Source organism: Paenibacillus sp. NPDC057886, from assembly GCF_042796655.1.
GTDB lineage: Bacteria > Bacillota > Bacilli > Paenibacillales > Paenibacillaceae > Paenibacillus.
Genome location: NZ_JBHVMZ010000008.1, coordinates 1 through 19,319, shown reverse-complemented (window position 1 = coordinate 19,319; position 19,319 = coordinate 1). Strand labels below are relative to the sequence as shown.

At 46.4% G+C, this 19,319-nt stretch carries 20 protein-coding genes and 1 other annotated feature; all 20 genes read left to right on the top strand.

Annotated features, from left to right (window positions below):
- Positions 1-12 precede the first annotated feature (12 nt).
- The 20 genes from ACFVQB_RS24830 (at position 13) to ACFVQB_RS24735 (ending at position 18,782) form a co-directional block, all read left to right on the top strand.
- The gene (locus tag ACFVQB_RS24830; protein WP_024633969.1) at positions 13-1,047 is read left to right on the top strand and encodes a rod shape-determining protein; all 1,035 of its coding nucleotides are present in this window, start codon (positions 13-15) and stop codon (positions 1,045-1,047) included.
- 188 nt (positions 1,048-1,235) lie between these two features.
- Positions 1,236-2,108 carry a rod shape-determining protein MreC gene (gene mreC / locus ACFVQB_RS24825; RefSeq protein WP_285078329.1) on the top strand — a complete coding sequence of 291 codons (873 nt, stop codon included), beginning with the start codon at positions 1,236-1,238 and terminating at the stop codon, positions 2,106-2,108.
- Positions 2,108-2,641 (top strand): rod shape-determining protein MreD, encoded by a 534-nt coding sequence (locus ACFVQB_RS24820; protein WP_063568118.1) that lies wholly within the window; start codon positions 2,108-2,110, stop codon positions 2,639-2,641. Before mreC ends, ACFVQB_RS24820 begins: the two co-directional genes overlap by 1 nt.
- A gap of 73 nt (positions 2,642-2,714) precedes the next feature.
- Positions 2,715-3,377 (top strand): septum site-determining protein MinC, encoded by a 663-nt coding sequence (gene minC, locus ACFVQB_RS24815; protein WP_379445582.1) that lies wholly within the window; start codon positions 2,715-2,717, stop codon positions 3,375-3,377.
- A 3-nt stretch (positions 3,378-3,380) separates the two neighbouring features.
- The gene (gene minD / locus ACFVQB_RS24810) at positions 3,381-4,175 is read left to right on the top strand and encodes a septum site-determining protein MinD (protein ID WP_053783092.1); all 795 of its coding nucleotides are present in this window, start codon (positions 3,381-3,383) and stop codon (positions 4,173-4,175) included.
- A 226-nt stretch (positions 4,176-4,401) separates the two neighbouring features.
- The gene (locus ACFVQB_RS24805) at positions 4,402-5,286 is read left to right on the top strand and encodes a peptidoglycan DD-metalloendopeptidase family protein (RefSeq protein WP_379445576.1); all 885 of its coding nucleotides are present in this window, start codon (positions 4,402-4,404) and stop codon (positions 5,284-5,286) included.
- The gene (locus ACFVQB_RS24800) at positions 5,279-6,139 is read left to right on the top strand and encodes a M50 family metallopeptidase (RefSeq protein WP_379445573.1); all 861 of its coding nucleotides are present in this window, start codon (positions 5,279-5,281) and stop codon (positions 6,137-6,139) included. The genes ACFVQB_RS24805 and ACFVQB_RS24800 overlap by 8 nt, the downstream gene beginning before the upstream one ends.
- A gap of 104 nt (positions 6,140-6,243) precedes the next feature.
- Entirely contained in the window at positions 6,244-7,494 is a 1,251-nt protein-coding gene (locus tag ACFVQB_RS24795) for an Rne/Rng family ribonuclease (RefSeq protein WP_379445571.1), read from the top strand.
- Between the two features lie 56 nt (positions 7,495-7,550).
- Positions 7,551-7,635 (top strand) — a sequence feature (ribosomal protein L21 leader region).
- 14 nt (positions 7,636-7,649) lie between these two features.
- A complete protein-coding gene (rplU, locus tag ACFVQB_RS24790; RefSeq protein WP_062328098.1) occupies positions 7,650-7,961 on the top strand; it encodes a 50S ribosomal protein L21 in 312 nt (103 codons plus the stop codon).
- Between the two features lie 13 nt (positions 7,962-7,974).
- The gene (locus ACFVQB_RS24785; RefSeq protein ID WP_079347324.1) at positions 7,975-8,304 is read left to right on the top strand and encodes a ribosomal-processing cysteine protease Prp; all 330 of its coding nucleotides are present in this window, start codon (positions 7,975-7,977) and stop codon (positions 8,302-8,304) included.
- A gap of 23 nt (positions 8,305-8,327) precedes the next feature.
- A complete protein-coding gene (gene rpmA, locus ACFVQB_RS24780) occupies positions 8,328-8,639 on the top strand; it encodes a 50S ribosomal protein L27 (RefSeq protein WP_024633959.1) in 312 nt (103 codons plus the stop codon).
- Between the two features lie 151 nt (positions 8,640-8,790).
- Complete coding sequence (locus ACFVQB_RS24775) at positions 8,791-9,528, top strand: Spo0B domain-containing protein (protein WP_090904366.1); 738 nt, start codon at positions 8,791-8,793, stop codon at positions 9,526-9,528.
- 16 nt (positions 9,529-9,544) lie between these two features.
- Positions 9,545-10,855, top strand: a complete 1,311-nt coding sequence (gene obgE / locus ACFVQB_RS24770) for a GTPase ObgE (RefSeq protein ID WP_379445566.1) — start codon at positions 9,545-9,547, stop codon at positions 10,853-10,855.
- A 231-nt stretch (positions 10,856-11,086) separates the two neighbouring features.
- Positions 11,087-11,524, top strand: coding sequence for an ACT domain-containing protein (locus tag ACFVQB_RS24765; RefSeq protein WP_024633956.1), 438 nt, complete (start codon positions 11,087-11,089; stop codon positions 11,522-11,524).
- Positions 11,525-11,618: 94 nt separating this feature from the next.
- Positions 11,619-12,905 (top strand): homoserine dehydrogenase, encoded by a 1,287-nt coding sequence (locus ACFVQB_RS24760; RefSeq protein ID WP_076290955.1) that lies wholly within the window; start codon positions 11,619-11,621, stop codon positions 12,903-12,905.
- A 119-nt stretch (positions 12,906-13,024) separates the two neighbouring features.
- The gene (gene thrC / locus ACFVQB_RS24755; protein WP_064635832.1) at positions 13,025-14,095 is read left to right on the top strand and encodes a threonine synthase; all 1,071 of its coding nucleotides are present in this window, start codon (positions 13,025-13,027) and stop codon (positions 14,093-14,095) included.
- Positions 14,092-15,060 carry a homoserine kinase gene (gene thrB / locus ACFVQB_RS24750; protein ID WP_379445550.1) on the top strand — a complete coding sequence of 323 codons (969 nt, stop codon included), beginning with the start codon at positions 14,092-14,094 and terminating at the stop codon, positions 15,058-15,060. Before thrC ends, thrB begins: the two co-directional genes overlap by 4 nt.
- Complete coding sequence (gene pheA, locus ACFVQB_RS24745) at positions 15,057-15,938, top strand: prephenate dehydratase (RefSeq protein ID WP_063568130.1); 882 nt, start codon at positions 15,057-15,059, stop codon at positions 15,936-15,938. The genes thrB and pheA overlap by 4 nt, the downstream gene beginning before the upstream one ends.
- A 139-nt stretch (positions 15,939-16,077) precedes the next feature.
- Positions 16,078-16,962 carry a branched-chain-amino-acid transaminase gene (gene ilvE / locus ACFVQB_RS24740; RefSeq protein ID WP_163761092.1) on the top strand — a complete coding sequence of 295 codons (885 nt, stop codon included), beginning with the start codon at positions 16,078-16,080 and terminating at the stop codon, positions 16,960-16,962.
- Between the two features lie 194 nt (positions 16,963-17,156).
- Positions 17,157-18,782: a LysM peptidoglycan-binding domain-containing protein gene (locus tag ACFVQB_RS24735; protein ID WP_379445546.1), complete on the top strand. Its 1,626-nt coding sequence runs from the start codon at positions 17,157-17,159 to the stop codon at positions 18,780-18,782.
- Positions 18,783-19,319: the final 537 nt, after the last annotated feature.

The window sequence follows — 19,319 nt, the reverse complement described above, 5'->3', positions numbered from 1 at the left end:
GGAGATTACGTCATGTTTGGTGGTTTTACGAAAGATTTGGGTATTGATTTGGGGACAGCGAATACTTTGGTTTATGTACGTGGAAAAGGAATTGTGGTGCGCGAACCTTCGGTTGTCGCTATACGGACTGATACAAAAAGCATCGAGGCAGTAGGGGAAGCCGCAAAAAAAATGATTGGACGTACACCAGGTAACATTCGTGCCATTCGTCCAATGAAAGATGGCGTTATTGCCGATTTCGATACAACGGCAACGATGATCAAATATTTCATCCGTGAGGCGCAGAAACAACGCTCCATGTTCCAACGTCATCCGAACGTGATGGTATGTGTACCATCCGGGATTACTGCAGTAGAACAACGCGCGGTTGAAGATGCAACCAAACAGGCTGGAGCACGTGAAGCCTATACGATTGAAGAGCCTTTTGCAGCTGCAATCGGTGCAGATCTTCCGGTATGGGAACCAACGGGAAGCATGGTTGTAGATATCGGTGGCGGTACAACAGAAGTGGCTGTTATTTCCCTGGGGGGGATTGTAACAAGTCGTTCGGTTCGTGTTGCTGGTGACGAGATGGATGAATCCGTGATTCAATACATTAAACGCCAGTATAATCTGATGATCGGTGAACGTACATCCGAGCAGTTGAAGATGGATATCGGATCAGCTATGCCGCTTGAGCAAGTGGAAACTATGGAAATTCGTGGACGCGACCTCGTTACAGGTTTGCCGAAGACGATTACGATTACATCGGATGAAATTAGCGAAGCTCTGGCGGATACGGTGAATGCCATTGTTGAAGCTGTAAAAGTTACCTTGGAGAAATGTCCACCTGAGCTGGCAGCGGATATTATGGACCGTGGTATTGTTCTCACAGGTGGCGGCGCATTGCTTCGCAATCTGGACAAGCTGCTTGCTGGTGAGACAGGAATGCCTGTGATCGTAGCAGAGAACCCGCTCGATTGCGTTGCAATCGGAACAGGGAAAGCACTTGAGAATATTCATTTGTTCAAGAGCAGAAGCAGTTCGGCAGTTCGTTCCAAACGTTAATTGATATATGCTTTGCTTGGCTCGCTTATCGACCAAGGGGCATGATATCAACGAAGAGGACCCGGTTAACCCCGGGAGAGCTATTACCCGCATACCCGGGGAGAATCGGCTGATATTCTCGATGGGACTATAAGTCTGACAGTCTCCCCGCCGGGCATGGCTCGGAAGAGAATAATGGATGTTAGAGGGTGGTCGAACTGTTTAAACTGCTGGGTAACAAAAGACTTTTTGTTTTGCTGGTGGGCCTTGTTACATTTATCGCGTTAATGGGCTTTACGCTCGGTCCGCGAACCGCTCTATCCTGGCCGGAGAAATTCCTGAAGGATTCAGTCGGATTTGTACAATACGTATTTTACAAGCCCGCTTCTTCTGTAGCGGGCTTTTTCAAAGATTTGGCGAACATGCGTACGGTATATCAAGAAAATGAAGAGCTTCGCATTGCGATGGGTCACTATACCCGGGATCGGCTGAAATACAATGATATGGAGCAGGTGAATGAACAGCTCCAGAAAGCTCTCAATTTTACCGAAGAACAAAAGAATCGGTATAACTACGGTTCGCGAATTGCTCAAGTCATCAGTGCCAACTCCGACCCGAACAGCAGAACGATTAATATCGATATTGGTGAAAATGCGGGAATTAAAGCTGGGATGGCTGTTACTTCGCAGGAAGGGCTGGTTGGGGTTGTCAGTCATGTCAGTTCATATACGTCAACGGTTAATCTGTTAACATCTATGGACGCCAATGATCCAACATCCAATGCCATTGCAGCTACAGCGGTTGGTAAAGAAAAAGTGTTTGGTATGATCGAGAGTTATGATCCGAAGACAGGCATGCTCAAAATGACCAAGATTTCGGAAGATTCAAATATCAAAAAAGATGATGAAATCATCTCCTCCGGGATTATCAACAATTTTCCGAAGTACATGCGTATTGGGAAAGTGGAGAAGGTTGAAGTTGGGGAATATGGTTTGACACGGACTGCGATTATTAAGCCCTATGCAAGCTTTCTGGACTGGAAAGAGCTGATTGTGATTATCCCACCTGAGGTAAAAGAATAATGGTAACGCGCAAGCAAGTCTTATTCCTGTTACTGTTCGTTTTGTTCATTGTTGAAGGAACGATCCTTCCGCTACTCATTCCTTCGGCCTGGCAAATGCGTATTTCTGCCAACCTGGTCTACATCGTGATTTTGTTTATCGCTGTATATCATCATCGGCACACGGCGTTGGTGCTTGGCATATTATTTGGACTATTGCATGATGTCGTATTCTACGGCGAAATGATTGGACCATACGGATTCTCTATGGGCTTATCGGCATATATGATGGGACTTATTTTTCAAGCGCCGCGTGCACCACTGCCGGTTATGGTTTCCGTTGTTCTTTTGGGAAGTCTGCTTAATGACACCATGTTATTCTTTCTATACAAGCTCTTCCAACTCAATCATGTGACATTTGACTGGGCATTGCTTGAATACATGATTCCCAATTTGTTCATTCATTTTGTGTTCGCGCTGATCATTTATGTTCCTCTTCGGAAACAACTGGAGCGGATCGGTAAGAGAAAGAGCAAAGCACAAGAAGCTTCTTGATACATTTATGGAGTGAGAAGCAGGAACTTTGGGACCCGGGCACGAAATGTAATGAGATGGGAGGGACAGGCTTATGACGGTAAAATCGAATCACGTAACGATTAAAGGCATCCGAGACGGCCTGGTTTTCCTGTTGGACGATCAATGTGAATTCGAGGAATTGCTCTACGAGCTCCGCTATAAGCTGGAACACAGCCATCAAAATATTTTGACCGGACCGATTGTTCATGTGGATATCAAACTGGGCAGCCGGGAAGTGACGGAGGACCAGAAAGAAGCAATTCTTGATATACTGAAACAAAAAGGGAATTTACTCATTCGTTCCATCGACTCACCGGCCCTTAAACCAGAGGTTAAAGGGCCGCCGCCGATTGTGACCATGTGTGGTATGGTACGTTCGGGTCAGGTGCTTCATCATGAAGGGAATCTACTTTTTCTTGGTGATATCAATCCGGGGGGCACAGTAACGTGTACCGGAGATATATATGTTTTGGGTTCACTCAGAGGCATGGCTCATGCTGGAATTGGTGGGGACGAAGATTCGATCATTGCAGCTTCGGTGTTTGCACCAACGCAGCTGCGGATCGCTGATATCATCAGCCGTCCTCCCGATGAGTGGGAGAGCCGAGAGACCGGAATGGAATTTGCTTATTTACAGGACAATCAGATGCAGATCGACAAGATGAGCAATATCGTTCGGTTGCGCCGAGATTTTAATGTGTTTAAAGGAGTGTAGCTCATGGGAGAGGCGATCGTGATCACTTCGGGTAAAGGCGGCGTGGGTAAAACAACCACCTCGGCAAACATCGGGACAGCGCTGGCGCTGCTCGGCAAAAAGGTTTGTCTGGTAGATACCGATATCGGCCTTCGTAATCTGGATGTCGTAATGGGACTCGAAAACCGGATCATTTATGATCTGTGCGACGTTGCAGACGGCCGCTGCCGACTGAATCAGGCTTTGGTCAAAGATAAACGTTTTGAAGAATTATATATGCTACCTGCAGCGCAAACGAGAGATAAGAACTCGGTGTCACCAGAACAGGTGAAGGACATTATCCTCGAATTGAAAAAAGATTTTGAATACGTCATTATTGATTGTCCAGCCGGAATTGAGCAGGGATTCAAAAATGCGGTTGCAGGAGCTGACCAGGCGATTGTGGTCACTACACCAGAAAATGCGGCTGTCCGTGATGCGGACCGTGTCATTGGTTTGCTGGAGAGTTCACACATTCAATCACCAAAATTGGTCGTGAACCGTATCCGTAACAATATGGTCAAATCAGGCGATATGCTCGACATTGACGGCATTTTACAAGTACTTAACATTGATCTGATCGGGATCGTTCCTGATGATGAGCTTGTCATCAAGGCAGCCAACTCGGGAGAGCCTACAGTAATGAATCCGGATTCACTTGCGGCCATTGCCTATCGTAATATTGCCCGTCGTATTCTGGGAGATACCGTTCCTCTGATGCAATTGGAGCAGAAAAAGGGTGCTTTCACACGTTTCAAGAAGTTTTTTGGAATGGGTTAACTCGCTCTTCCTCATCACATTCATGTATGACAGCCGTGGCCCTCAAGCCCGGCTTTTTGAATATTATGGAGCATTTTATTAAAGGCGTCTTGTATAGAATAGGACATTTACCTCACAGGAGGACTCCACGTTGTAGGGTTATTTTTGCTTCCAGCCGAAGCTTGTTCATATTATGAACGAGCCCCTCATAGGATGTAGTAAACAAGCCTCGGCGGGAGGACATTCCATGAATACGAAACTCAGAATCAAACAGAGAAGAGAAGAGCGCATTCGGCGGTTAATGGATGGTGCTACGGAAGAAGTTATGCAGCAGCGAGAATCGGGCTTGGTATCCGATAAGCGTACATCTGCACAACGTAATCCTTTCTCGTCTATGGATATACAAGAAAACCTACGAACGGCAAGATCATCGCTGGCAGAACAGGAAAGAGATCCGGAATGGCTGTGGAAAAAAGAGAACGGACATTATGGTCCGGGCGGCCATCCGCGTTTTAATCTGATGAATTCATTCGTGGGACGAACGGTGGTTAGCATTTTATTATTCGGCGGAGTCTGGGGATTGTTCCAGTTGAACACTTCGTGGACGACATCTGCCAAAACCGTGATAGCCGATGTGCTGCATCGGGATATGGATTTTGCCTATGCCGCTGCCTGGTACGAAAGGCATTTTGGCGGAACGCCATCTTTCCTGCCTGTTCTTGGGCATACCACCGATCCTGTGAACGGCTCGGGTATCCGACACCTGCTGGGCAAACCGATCTCGGGAACCGTCGTTCAGCCTTTTGCACTGAGCATGAAAGGCATTGAGATTGTTCCCGAAGCTGGCGCTACAGGACTTGTCCAAGTTGTCAGTTCAGATGCCGGACGAGTACTTCAAGTATTGGATGATCCGGAAAATGGGACAACGGTTGTAATCCAGCACTCTGGTCAAGTCACAGCCATATACGGACGCTTGAACGAGAGTGAAGTCCAGGTGAATGATTGGGTAGAAGCGGGTGATGCTGTCGGTAGCCTAAAGGAGACTGGAAATGATCAACCTGCCACATTGTATTTCGCTGTAAAAGAGGGCGAGCAGTACGTAGACCCTGCGGAAGTGGTTGCCCTTGATTAGGTTGTGGGGGGTACGGATCTCGTTTCATCCTTTTTTTGTGATTATCATGATGGCTTCCCTGTTGACCGGGAACTTTATTGAACTCATCACGCTGTTTGCCATCGTTTTTATTCATGAATGTGGACATGCTGCAGCGGCAGCCCTTCTGGGCTGCCGTGTCCTTTCGATACAGATGCTTCCTTTTGGCGGCGTCGCCGTTATTGAGGATGCCGGAAATATTACAGCACGTCGGGAGATCATTATCGCTTTGGCAGGTCCTTTTCAAAATATGCTCATGGTTGGAGTTGTTTTGTTGCTGAAGTACGGGAACCTGGGAGACCCGCTTTTTTTGGATTATATTATACAGGGGAATCTGCTGATTGCCCTATTTAACCTGCTACCGGTGTTGCCGTTAGATGGCGGTAAAATTGTACAGGCACTCGTTAGTCTTGCTGCTCCTTACTACACGACATTGATGTGGACCTACAGAATCAGCATTCTGTGTAGCGCAGGGGTGATCTTGGTTGCCATCGGTCGCTGGTTTACCGGTGATTACGGGCTGCCGTTAAATATCCTGTTGATCGGAATCTTTCTGTTCTATTCCAATGTGATCGATTACCGAAATATTCCATACCGGTTTATCCGATTTCTGATGAATCGTGAAAGTGCATTCACCCGCCATGCCGCTACAGGCAGTTTGGCACAGCCGATAATCTCATTTCCGGCGAAACCTTTGGAGACTATTTTGCGTCTATTTAAGAGAGAAAGATACCATATGATATATGTGATGAATAGACAGGGAAGAATCATGGCCGTTTTGCCTGAGCAGCGAATCATCGGTTCTTATTTCAAACAAGACACGGATAAGTTGTAGCATCTTGGTGGATCTGTCCTGAATTGGGTTAATACATGTACAATGAGTATGCGAAGATACAGAATGGATGTGGATGAATTGAATTGTCTTCTAGAGGTGAAGCCATGAAACAAATGATTGTACATAATGAACATAACCTCATGCAAATGGCGCTTCTGGAAGAAGGCAAAGCTGTAGAATTCATGGCAGAGCGTACACGCGAGCGTGGACTGCTGGGTTCGTATTTCAAAGGACGGGTAGTGAACGTGTTACCAGGTATGCAAGCTGCTTTTGTGGATATCGGTCAGAAAAAGAATGCTTTTCTGTATGTGGACGATGTATTGCATCCCAATCTGGAGAAACAACCCAAAGTAAAGCCTTCGATTTCGGAGCTGCTTCGTCCAGGTCAGGATGTAATCGTTCAGGTCCTGAAGGAGCCAGTAGGAAGCAAAGGAGCCCGGGTGACGACTCATTATTCGCTGCCGGGCCGCTGGCTTGTCTACATGCCTTTAGCGGATTATGTAGCCGTCTCCAAGAAAATTGCCCGTGAGGGGGATCGATCCCGACTCAAGACGCTGGGTGAACAACTGAGACGGGACGAAGAGGGGCTTATCATACGAACCGTATCCGCAGAGGAACAGAGGGAAGCCATTCAGGCCGACCTGGAAACATTACGTGAGCAGTGGCGTCTAATTCGTGAAAAAGCGGATAGTTTGCCTTCACCAAGCCTGCTGCATCGGGATCACAGTATGGTTCATCGGATCATTCGTGATGTGTATACGCCGGGCAGCGATGAAGTAATTACGGATAATGAAGTACAAGCCCGTGAATTGAGTGCTTTGCTGGAGGAAATCTGTCCAGGCCATCAACCTAAAGTACAGGTGTACAGGGGAGAAGAATCAATTTTTGCTGCTTATCGTGTGCAGGAGCAGTTAAACAAGGATTTCGCCCGCAAGGTATGGCTGCCTGGTGGCGGATATATTGTCATTGATCATACCGAGGCGCTCACTGTGGTCGATGTCAATACAGGCAAGTACACAGGAGCAGGCGGTGACAGTCTGGAAGAGACTGTAACGGAGACGAACATGCAGGCAGCGGTTGAAATCGCACGTTTAATGCGTCTTCGGGATATCGGCGGCATGATTATTGTGGACTTCATTGATATGGAGGAAGCGATGAATCGGCATGAAGTTGCGGCAACGCTGGAAAATGAACTCAAGAAGGATCGAACCAAGGCTTTTGTAATGGGTTGGACCAAGCTGGGGCTGCTCGAACTTACCCGTAAGAAGGTACGGGAAGAAAGCACGCTCCCTTATGTGGAGCCGTGTTCTTCCTGTCATGGGACAGGCAAAAGATATATTTCGCCGCTGCATTGATTTTTAGTATAGTTGGTGGTATAATCATCAGGTATGTGTTTAGCCTATTGGTCTTGCACATGCTGTAACCGCACTGGCCGGGTACAAGAACAGTTCCGCAAGGACACTGTCACCTGAGACCGGGCGAGTCTGAGACATGAGGAGGTGCAAGGCAAATGTACGCAATTATTGAAACAGGTGGCAAACAGTACAAAGTCCAAGAGGGCGATGTTCTGTTCATCGAGAAATTGACTGCGAACGATGGCGAAAGCGTAACGTTCGACCGTGTCCTGGCTGTATCTAACGATCAAGGTTTGACAGCAGGTACACCATTGGTTTCCGGAGCAACTGTAACGGCTAAAGTGGAGAAACATGGCAAAGGACAAAAGGTTGTTGTATACAAATACAAACCTAAAAAGAACTACCATGTGAAGCAAGGTCACCGTCAACCGTATACAAAAGTAACTATCGAAGCAATCAAAGCGTAAGAAGGTGCGATAAGTGATTATCGTTCAAGTCTTTCGTAATGATGACGGGAGCATCGATCGGTTCTCCATCAAAGGGCATGCTAATTTTGCCAAGCGAGGAGAAGACATCGTATGTGCCGGGGTATCTGCTGTTACAGTAGGTACGGTGAACTCGATTGAAACACTGACTGGTGTCGAAATGGACGCCAAGATGAAGAATGGCTTTTTAAGCGCTTCTTTACCGGTGTTGGAGAAAGACGGAACCTGGTCCCAGGTACAATTGCTACTCGAATCCATGGTGCTTATGCTCACTGATATTGCAGAGTCATACGGAAAGTATATTCAGATAGAGCAAGTCAAATAATTAAAGAAGGAGGACAACCAATCATGTTGAAATTAAATCTTCAGTTATTCGCATCGAAAAAAGGTGTAGGTTCCACGAAGAATGGTCGTGACAGTAACGCACAACGTCTTGGCGTTAAACGTGCTGACGGACAAACAGTAACTGGTGGTAGCATTCTCGTTCGCCAACGCGGAACGAAAATTCACCCAGGTACTAACGTGGGTATCGGTAAAGATGACACTTTGTTTGCGAAAGTTGACGGCGTTGTGAAATTCGAACGTTGGGGACGCGATCGTAAAAAAGTAAGCATCTACCCTGTGAATGTTGCTCCAGTAGCAGCTGCAGTAGAAGCATAATATCGGCATTCCGCCTAAGGAGCCTTCGGCATTTTTGCCGGAGGCTTTTTGTATTTATAGGTTATTCGATAATGAACTGGCAGAAAAGACATGTTATACTTGGTTACGGTGGGGTTTAAACCAACCGAGTTTTGTAGAACGGGGAGAAGCCATGAAATCTTGGAAAAGAGTGCCGTGGATTGCGGCATGTTCACTTCTGATTCCTTTGGTTTTCGTTATGCTGTATCCAGTGGTTATTTTAATTGCTGTATACGCATTGTGGTCCGTCGCGGTGCTTTTTGTTTCTGTGAACGTGATGAAGAGACAGGCAGAGGCGGAACGCAGAACCATCATACAATCTATGGAAAAGACAGCAATTGCATCATTAAATCATCATAGGCATGATTGGATGAACGATCTTCAGGTGTTGTATGGATATCTTAGACTGGGCAAACTTGATAAATCAGTGCAATGTGTGGAAAGAATAGTAGAGCGGGTTAACGAAGAAAGCCGAATCTCCAGATTGGGTATTCCTTCACTCGTATTTTATCTTCAATCTTTCCGGACCAGTGGAGTCGCTCTGGAATTGCATGTGGTCGTAGAGGAAGAGTTGCAGCTTAGTGCTCTGGTCTCTCCCGAGGATGGCGAGTCGCTTACGGGGGCGATTGCCGATGCGATTCGAGCCTATCAATATGGCGGCGGCCGGTCGTCTTGGGGAGAGGTTCGCAAACTGACCTTGAACTTCGGACAGGATCATGGTGATGTGGTTGTCCGGCTGGATGGGGATCAAACACCCGATCCGGAAACACTGCGGCAGCTCAATGCCGTACTCAAAGGAAAAAAAGTCAGAACGGAGCAGCTCCCGTCTGAGGATACGTTTATACAATTCAGAATGCCTTGCGGAATATAGGAAGAAGGGGTAAGCCATGTTTGTTGATAAAGCGAAGATTTATGTGAAAGCCGGAGATGGAGGAGACGGAATTGTTTCCTTCCGCCGGGAGAAGTATGTACCTGAAGGTGGACCAGCAGGTGGCGATGGAGGCAGAGGAGCCGACATCATTTTCCGCGTGGATGAAGGTCTGCGTACATTGATGGATTTCCGATACCAACGTCACTTCAAAGCAAAACGTGGTGAGAAGGGACGTAATAAAAGTCAGCATGGTGCGAACGCTGAGAATATGATCGTACGTATTCCTCCTGGAACCGTCATTTTGGATGATGATAGTGGAGAAGTACTGGCTGATTTGACACGTCATGGTCAACAGGTTGTCGTTGCTCGTGGCGGACGAGGCGGACGGGGAAACATTCGTTTTGCCACGCCTAACAATCCAGCACCAGAACTGGCCGAAAATGGTGAAGAGGGCGAAGAACGTTACATCGTACTTGAGCTTAAGGTCATGGCAGATGTCGGTTTGGTTGGTTTCCCAAGTGTCGGGAAATCTACACTGTTGTCTGTTGTTTCGGCAGCCAAGCCAAAGATTGGAGCATATCATTTTACAACCATTACCCCTAACCTGGGTGTTGTTGGTGTGGGTGAAGGTCGCAGCTTTGTTATGGCCGACTTGCCTGGTCTGATTGAAGGTGCTCATGAAGGTATTGGACTTGGACATGAGTTCTTGCGTCACGTAGAACGTACACGTATTATCGTTCATGTTGTTGACATGTCTGGTTCAGAAGGACGTGATCCGTTCGAAGACTGGCAGAAAATCAACGAGGAACTGAAATTGTACAATCCTGTACTCGCCGAAAGACCACAGGTTGTAGCAGCCAATAAAATGGACATGCCGGATTCCGAAGCTAATCTGGAAGAGTTTTTGCAGAAGGCTCGTGAAGTTCAACCGGATATTGAAGTAATGCCTATTTCGTCCCTGACACGGAAAGGGATTCAAGAGCTCTTGTATCGTGCGGCTGATCTGCTGGATCAAATTCCGGACGAGCCCGTAGTTGAAGAAGTCGCTGACTTATCCGAACGCAAAGTGTACAGCTTGGACAAAAAAGAGGACGATGGCTTCCGTATTGTGCGGGAGAATGAAATCTTCGTTGTCGAAAGTGCCAAGATTGAACGTATGATGAAACGGATGCAGCTGAATTCGCATGAAGCTATTCTCAAACTAGCGCGTACATTGCGACATATGGGTGTGGATGCCGAACTGCGTAAACGCGGAGCTGAAGAAGGAACCATTGTGCGCATTGGCGAGTTTGAGTTTGAATTTGTGGAAGGCAGCAGCTACTATTAAGATAGAAGTGCAACCCTTACAAATATAAAGGATTTAAAACATACGCAGAGTAGTGGGAGATAACCCGCTGCTCTGCGTTTTTTTATTTTCCCTTACCTACGCGTAGGATAAACTTTTATACTGTTAGGAATAGTTTTTCAAAAATAGACATGTGAGGTATTGCCCTTTTGGAATAGATCCTATATAATGTCCACTATATGAATACATGAGTCTTTGAGGAGAGGACGTTCTGTGAATGAACGCTATTACTTAGTACGGGAAGACATTTTGCCAGAGGCTGTGGTGAAGACCATGCAGGTAAAAGAACTGCTGGCTTCCGGGGATGTCAAAACAGTTCATGAGGCGGTTGAACAGGTTGGATTAAGCCGAAGTGCTTTTTATAAATACAAGGATGGCATCCATTTGATCAATCAGCTTGAACGGGAGCGAATTGTAACGATCTCCATTGATTTGGAGCATCAGTCAGGAATATTGTCTCGTGTGCTCGGACATGTAGCTGGTTATGGAGCCAACGTGCTAACCATTAATCAAAGTATCCCACTCCAGGGAAGGGCCAATGTTGTCATTTCAGTGGAGACGTCTCATCTTCATGGAGAAATCGGAGAAATGCTCGATCGGATGCAGGATATGCCCGGGGTTCGACGCACGCGCATTGTAGGCCAAGGTTAATTAGACGTTATCGTAAAACGTTTAGGAATAAGTTGTATGTATGGTTAAATCGTACAGGGGTGAAGGAGAAAAAGACATTGGGGGTAGATCGTTAGTGAAACCGGTAAAAGTGGGATTGTTGGGTCTGGGTACGGTGGGTACTGGGGTCGTTCGCATCGTGGAAGGAAATCAGGAGGATCTGAGCAGTCAGGTTGGATCACCTATCGTTATTGAGAAGATTGCAGTGAAGAATACGGAGAAGGATCGTGTCATTGCTGTAGACCGTGCGAAGCTCACTGAAGATCCTTGGGAAGTGATTCGTCACCCGGATATTGATGTTATTGTGGAAGTTATGGGCGGCATTGATCAGACCAAAGAGTACATTCTTGAAGCACTGGAGCGGGGCAAGCATATCGTAACTGCGAACAAGGATTTAATGGCTCTGCACGGTTCCGAGATCTTGGCCAAAGCACAGGAAAAGCAGTGTGATGTATTCTACGAAGCGAGTGTGGCTGGGGGCATTCCCATCATCCGCACGCTGATTGAAGGTTTCTCATCCGACCGAATTACCCGCATTATGGGGATAGTGAATGGAACAACGAACTTTATTTTGACCAAAATGAGTCAGGAAGGCGCCTCGTATGAAGAAGTTCTGGCAGAGGCTCAAGCACTCGGATATGCAGAAACCGATCCAACTTCCGATGTCGAAGGACTCGATGCAGCTCGCAAAATGGCGATTCTGGGTACTTTGGGCTTCCGTACCAATGTGGAATTGAAAGACGTGACCGTTAGAGGGATTACATCCGTAACCCGTGAAGATATTACCTATGCTAAAAGACTTGGTTACGAGATGAAGCTGCTGGGTATCGCAGATCGTCGAGATGATGAGATCACCATTAGTGTTCAGCCGACGATGGTAAGACAGAATCATCCGATTGCTTCCGTCAATGGGGTGTTCAACGCTGTGTATGTACATGGCGAAGCTGTAGGTGAGACGATGTTCTACGGTGCGGGTGCAGGCGAGCTTCCGACGGCAACTTCTGTAGTAGCGGATATCGTGGCTGTGATCAAAAACCTGAAGCTGGGCGTGAATGGTCTCAAAGCGATTGTGCCGTATAAACAGAAGCGTCTGCAAAGTGACGAGCATATTATGTCGAAAAACTTTATTTTGCTGCATGTGGATGACAAGGCAGGGGTACTGGCGCAAATTACACAAATCTTCGCTGAATACGAAGTCAGCCTGGCTTCAGTTGTGCAACAGCCGAACGAGCACAACCCGGATGCAGAGATCATCATCGTTACGCATAACGCTAGCAAGGCGAGCATGGATAAAGTATTGAAACACTTTGAATCCCTTGCCGTCATTCGTCGCATTAAGAGTGTGTACCGGGTAGAAGGATAATACGTCCTTAAATTCCGGTTTGAATTTTCAATTCTAAGTCCAGGTTTAAGGTACACGTTTAACCATATAGATGTATGCAATCATATTCGGATTATTAACGACAAAGGAGTTTACCCACAATGAGATATCAAGGATTACTGCAAACGTATAGAGAGCACCTTCCGGTTAATGAAAACACACCCCTGCTTACTCTTCACGAAGGAAACACACCCTTGGTTCATGCGGAGAATCTGTCCGAGGAACTCGGATTGAATTTATATTTCAAATATGAAGGTCTGAATCCTACAGGTTCATTTAAAGACCGCGGCATGGTTATGGCTGTTGCTAAAGCGATGGAAGAAGGCAGCCGCACGATCATGTGTGCATCAACAGGCAACACTTCAGCGGCAGCAGCGGCCTATGCGGCTCGTGCTGGTCTGAATTGTATCGTATTGATCCCGAATAACAACATTGCGCTGGGTAAACTGGCTCAAGCCATGATCTATGGAGCCAAAGTGATTGCGATTAATGGCAACTTTGACCGTGCATTGGAAATTGTGCGTGAGATTACAGCCAAACATCCAATTACGCTCGTGAACTCCGTGAATCCGTTCCGGATTGAAGGACAGAAAACGGCTGCATTTGAAGTTATTGAGCAGCTTGGTCAAGCACCTGATGTGCTCGCGATCCCGGTGGGTAACGCAGGGAACATCTCGGCTTACTGGAAAGGGTTCAAAGAGTATAAAGAAGCAGGCAAATCGAACTCCCTGCCCCGTATGGTCGGTTTTGAAGCGGAAGGCGCCATGGCGATTGTCAAAGGTGAACCGATCCTTGAGCCTGAAACCGTAGCAACAGCTATTCGAATTGGTAATCCAGCAAGTTGGAAAACTGCTGTAGCTGCAGCTGAAGAGTCTGGCGGACAAATTAATTATGTAACTGACGAAGAAATTCTGACAGCATATCGTACGATCGCCGCTCGTGAAGGGATTTTTGCTGAACCTGCATCCGCTGCTTCCGTTGCCGGTGTATACAAACTGAAGAGTGAAGGGTACTTTAAAGGCGGAGAGACTGTGGTTTGCGTACTGACAGGACATGGTCTAAAAGATCCTAATATTGCAATCAAAACGGTAGCGACTGAGCCGCTTGTTGTGGAAGATTCCGAAGAAGCGGTTATGGCGGCAATTGCACAATTGGAGCAACAATCCGTATGAGTTTGCAGCAAAGGGTGATCGTTAAGGTACCTGCAAGTACAGCCAATCTGGGTCCAGGGTTCGACACCTTGGGCATGGCATTGTCTCTGTATGCATGGCTTGAGATGAAACCGGCTGAGCAGACAACATTTCATTTACATGGAGATCATCTGACTGGTTTGCCAACAGATAAATCGAATTTGATATATGAAGTTGCACAGATGGTGTTCAACGAAGCTGGAATCTCCGTGCCGGAGTTGGAGATTTCCATGTATTCCGATATTCCGCTTACTCGGGGACTGGGAAGCAGTGCATCCGCCATTGTGGGTGCATTGGCTGCTGCTAATGCATTAATTGGTACTCCATTATCTAATGCCAGGCTTCTGGACATGGCTACGTCGCTGGAAAAGCATCCGGATAATGTAGGAGCTTCACTATATGGAGGTATCATTACAGCAGCGTGGGATGGAAGTCGGGTAGACCATATTCGCATTGAGCCGCATCAGGATTTGCAGACCCTGGTCATCGTACCGGACTTTGAGTTGTCCACTTCGAAAGCAAGAAATGTAATTCCGCAGCAATTTGACAAGTCTGATGTCATTCACAATATAAGTAGATCATCCTTACTCGTTGCGGCTTTGGCAAGTGGTAGATTGGACATGATTCAAAAGGCGATGTCTGATCGGATTCATCAACCCTACAGAGCATCTTTGGTACCCGGTATGGCTGAAATCCTGGAACATGCGGTCAGTCATGGAGCCCTAGGGGCTGCATTGAGTGGAGCCGGACCTACTGTTTTGACGTTGGTAGATCGTCATGATACTCGTAAGCTCGAATTGGAGCAATATTTGATACACACAATGAGTCGTGAAGGTATCACTGCATCTGCATTGTGGTTGGATCCGGACCTGGACGGTGTTACCGTACTGCCTGATCAAGATGAAAGTCCTTTTATGGACAGAGTTAAAGGGGAAGTTAACGCATGAAACGAATTGCAGTATTACCTGAAGGCTCAGTTTCCCATGAAGCAGTAGATTTTCTGTTTAATGGGGAGCCTTTGGAATTGCTTCATTCCAAGCTGATTTCTGATGTTTTCCGGGCTACGGATAGTGGAAAGTCCCAGTACAGTGTCATACCCATTGAGAATACGATTGAAGGCTCCGTTAGTTTGCATATGGACTGGCTGGTTAACGAAGTGGATATTCCGATGCAAGCAGAATGGGTTTATCCATCCATCCAGAATGTCATTGGGCATGGCTCCGAGTTCAGGACAGAGAGTGGTGAATATGATTTCGGGAAAATTACGAAAATCATGTCCCATCCCGTAGCGATACCGCAGTGCCAGAATTTTATTCGCCTGCATTCACCTGGAGCAGACCTTGAGGGTGTAAACAGTACAGCGGAAGCTGTAGAAATTGTGAAAAAAAATCCTGGAAAAGGCTGGGTCGCGATTGGCACCAGGCTGGCTGCACAGAAGCACGGTTTGGACATTATGGCTGAACGGGTTACCGACCATGACAACAACTATACACGTTTTGTACTGATAGGCCATGAGCCTGTTCAGATACCACGAGAGCCTGATCATGTAAAAACCAGTTTGCTGGTTACATTACCTGAAGATGCACCGGGTGCATTGCATCAGGTACTGTCGGCTTTTGCCTGGCGGAAGCTGAACTTGACCCGACTGGAATCTCGTCCAACGAAGAAGAGGTTGGGGAGTTATTATTTTTACATTGATGTTGAGGAAAGTGCAGATTCGGTATTGCTTACCGCAGCCATGGCTGAGATTGAGGCTTTGAATTGTCAGGTACGCGTTCTTGGCAGCTATCCGTGTTATACATATCCTTCGTTGAAAACGACCTGAATCAGGACGTACAGTGTTGAAGGTTGTCATAAGACTGGGTAAAATGAGCAAGAAATAGCTTGTCATTTGTTGTACAATGAACGAGATAAATGTAGTTTCGGAATCTAGGAATGGAAATTTTATGGAGGTGCAGTCATCGGTGTCAGAACAATGGATTTACTTGGATGGTCAATATGTGACCAAGGAGAACGCAACCGTTTCGGTATATGATCATGGATTTTTGTATGGAGACGGTATTTTCGAAGGTATTCGAATTTATAACGGTAACATTTTCAGATGCAAAGCGCATTTGGATCGTTTGTACGATTCAGCTAAATCCATCAGTCTGAACATTCCGCTGTCTTATGATGAGATGCTGGAAGTGATGGCTGAAACGGTACGTCGCAATGATATGCGTAACGGTTATATTCGTTTGATCGTTTCACGTGGACCTGGTAATCTGGGTCTTGATCCGCTGCGCTGCCCTAAAGCATCCGTTATCATCATTGTAGAGCAACTGGCGATTTATCCGGAGGAAGCGTATCTTACTGGGCTGAAAGCCGTGTCTGTTTCCCAGCGCCGCAACATCCCGGACGCATTGAATCCAAAAATTAAATCATTGAATTATCTGAATAACATCCTGGTTAAAATTCAGTCTAACTATTCAAATGCTGGTGAAGCTATTATGCTGAATTCCCAAGGTTACGTTACTGAGGGTTCAAGTGATAACATCTTCATCATCAAAAATGGTGTAGTGTACACGCCACCTTGCTATCTTGGTGCACTGGAGGGAATTACACGTCAGGCCATTATCGATCTGTGCGGTGAGCTGGATCTTGAATTAAAAGAAGTACCATTTACGCTACATGATGTGTACATTGCCGACGAAGTCTTTTTCACTGGAACAGCTGCAGAAGTTATTGCTGCTTATGAGGTGGACGGCAGAACGATTGGAACGGGCGTCGCAGGTCCTGTAACCTTGAGACTGCTGGAAGCGTTCCGTCAAATTGTCGACAAAGACGGTTATAAAGTTTGGGAAGATTAAATGGAACGAACTGAATAGGAAAGCAGGGAATCCTTCTTGTCTTAGAAATTCAGCATACCTGGAGTATGCGGTTTTTGGGGCGGGAAGGATTTTTTTTGCTTAGTTGATGTCATTGGCCCAATTTCTGCATAGGATGTAGTAACGGTATGGGCGAATGCACTGCCCAAGTATCACGTCTAGGAGGTTAGTTCCAAGTGAAAATACACATGGTGAAAAAAGGCGACACATTATATCTGCTGTCCCAAAAATATAATGTAGCGTTGGACAAAATTATCGCAGCTAATCCGCAAATTGCAAATCCCGACAAGTTGGAGATCGGCATGAAGGTCAAAATTCCTGCGGAGCCTGTAACACCAAAGCCAGAAGGCGTGTTGCACAGTCATAAAGTTCAGCAAGGAGATTCATTGTGGAAGTTGTCACAGGCTTGGGGAGTTCCGTTGAAAGATATGATCAATGCAAACCCGCAATTGAAAAATCCTAATGCTCTTCTTGTAGGGGAGACCGTGTACATTCCATCAGCGAATGCACCGGGGAATGTGGCTTCAGAGAATGGTGCATCATCTAATGTTGCTCATGAGAAGTTGTCGCCTGAAGGAAAGGAATACACAGGGGTTAAAGAAGAAACGGCTCCGGTTGTACCAGTAGTCCCGGTCCCTGAACCGGCACCTTTACCGGAAGTCTCCAATTCGGTTCCAGCTCCAATACCTGCAAATCCAGTCATACCTAATATCAAGCCAGAAGTGGAAGTTTTACCACAGTTACCTGAAATTCCTGAAGAGAAGCCGCAGGAGGAAGCTCAGAAGAAAGAAAACACCAAATCCGAAGTACAATTAAAACCGATAACTGAAGCTCCGACGTATACGATGCCTAATATCTCACCTGAAGTCCTGCCTCTACCTGTAATACCTAACAACACGAAATGGTCTACAGAAGTGACGCCTGCGACCAAAGCTCCATGTGGTTGTGGCAGTAAAATGCTTCATGCTCCTGCCGAGCATCCGTATGCTCAAGTTCCAGTACCTGCACAAGAGGTATACACTGCTCCACAAAACATGTATACGGCTGGGGCGAATGACAATGCTACATTCCCGGGTATACCTGAGGTGAGTCCTTACTCCATGGGTAATACATCCAACACACCATGGACCGGCACGGAGTATAATCATAACAACGTTATGCCAAACGTATTTGCAGAGATGCAGAATAACTCGTATCCGATTGCTCCATCAGGTCAAGTAAACAGCCCATACCCTCCATTTGCGGCCAATGAGCATATGAACCACCAACCGCCTCATATTTCTCCTTACTCTATGCTTCCGTACCCGCCATGCGGATGTGGCAACCATCATATGCCCAACCATCAATACGCTTATCCCTCACATAACTATCAGAACCCAGCGTGGGGCACATACAATCCTTATGGGATGCAACCCGAAATGACCACATCCATGATGCCTAATCAGCCATTAGAGTATGCATATCAGAACCCATACCCTACTCAGAACATGGTGCCGCCGTCTCCGCTGGGTGCATTTGGTGAAATGTATCCTCCACAAGGTAAGGGGGAAGGTAAAAAGGGCGGACATGACGAAGCTAACTTAAGCCAGTCCGCTACAGAGAGTGAGGATGAGTTCAATCTTGGAGCGAAGCCTAAACGAGCAGCCAAAACAGGAACTGCAAAACGCAGAACAGCCAAACCTGCTGCCAAAGATAAATCTAAAGTATCTGTATCCGGGAAACAAGCAAGAGAACGCACAGGAATAACCTCTAAACGTAGTTCTGACAACAAAAAGCGTAGAAATCCCTGGATACAGCAATAACACTGTAAAGTAACGGAAAACCGTTAATCTTCAAAGGTCGACTCTGAGAAGAGCCGGCCTTTTGAGTTTTGTATGGAGAGCGGGGTAATCCTACTGCAGCATGGAAGTGTCACGCTTGTAGGCTTCTTTAGCAGATATCAAGAAAGCCCATGAACGTGGACGCGATCGTTGGGGGAATAGAGCCTCAAATTCGCTATAGTTTTAGTGGGGTCATTAGGGACTTAGAATCTATTAAATGTTTTTTTGGAAAAACTATTGCATTGGTTTCATCAGTATGATATATTATTTAAGTCGCCGCTGAAACACAGCGCTGACAACGAAAAGAGTAACACAAACGAGTTTGATCTTTGAAAACTGAACAACGAGTGAGTAACGATCTTGCTTGCAAGATCGACGCTGAGAAATCGGTACACGTCTTCGGACCGTATGATTTCGAAGTAAGAATAAATGAGATTTTTAATCTCGTCAGTTTCAAAATGAGCTTATCGCTCTTTTCAATACTTTATTGGAGAGTTTGATCCTGGCTCAGGACGAACG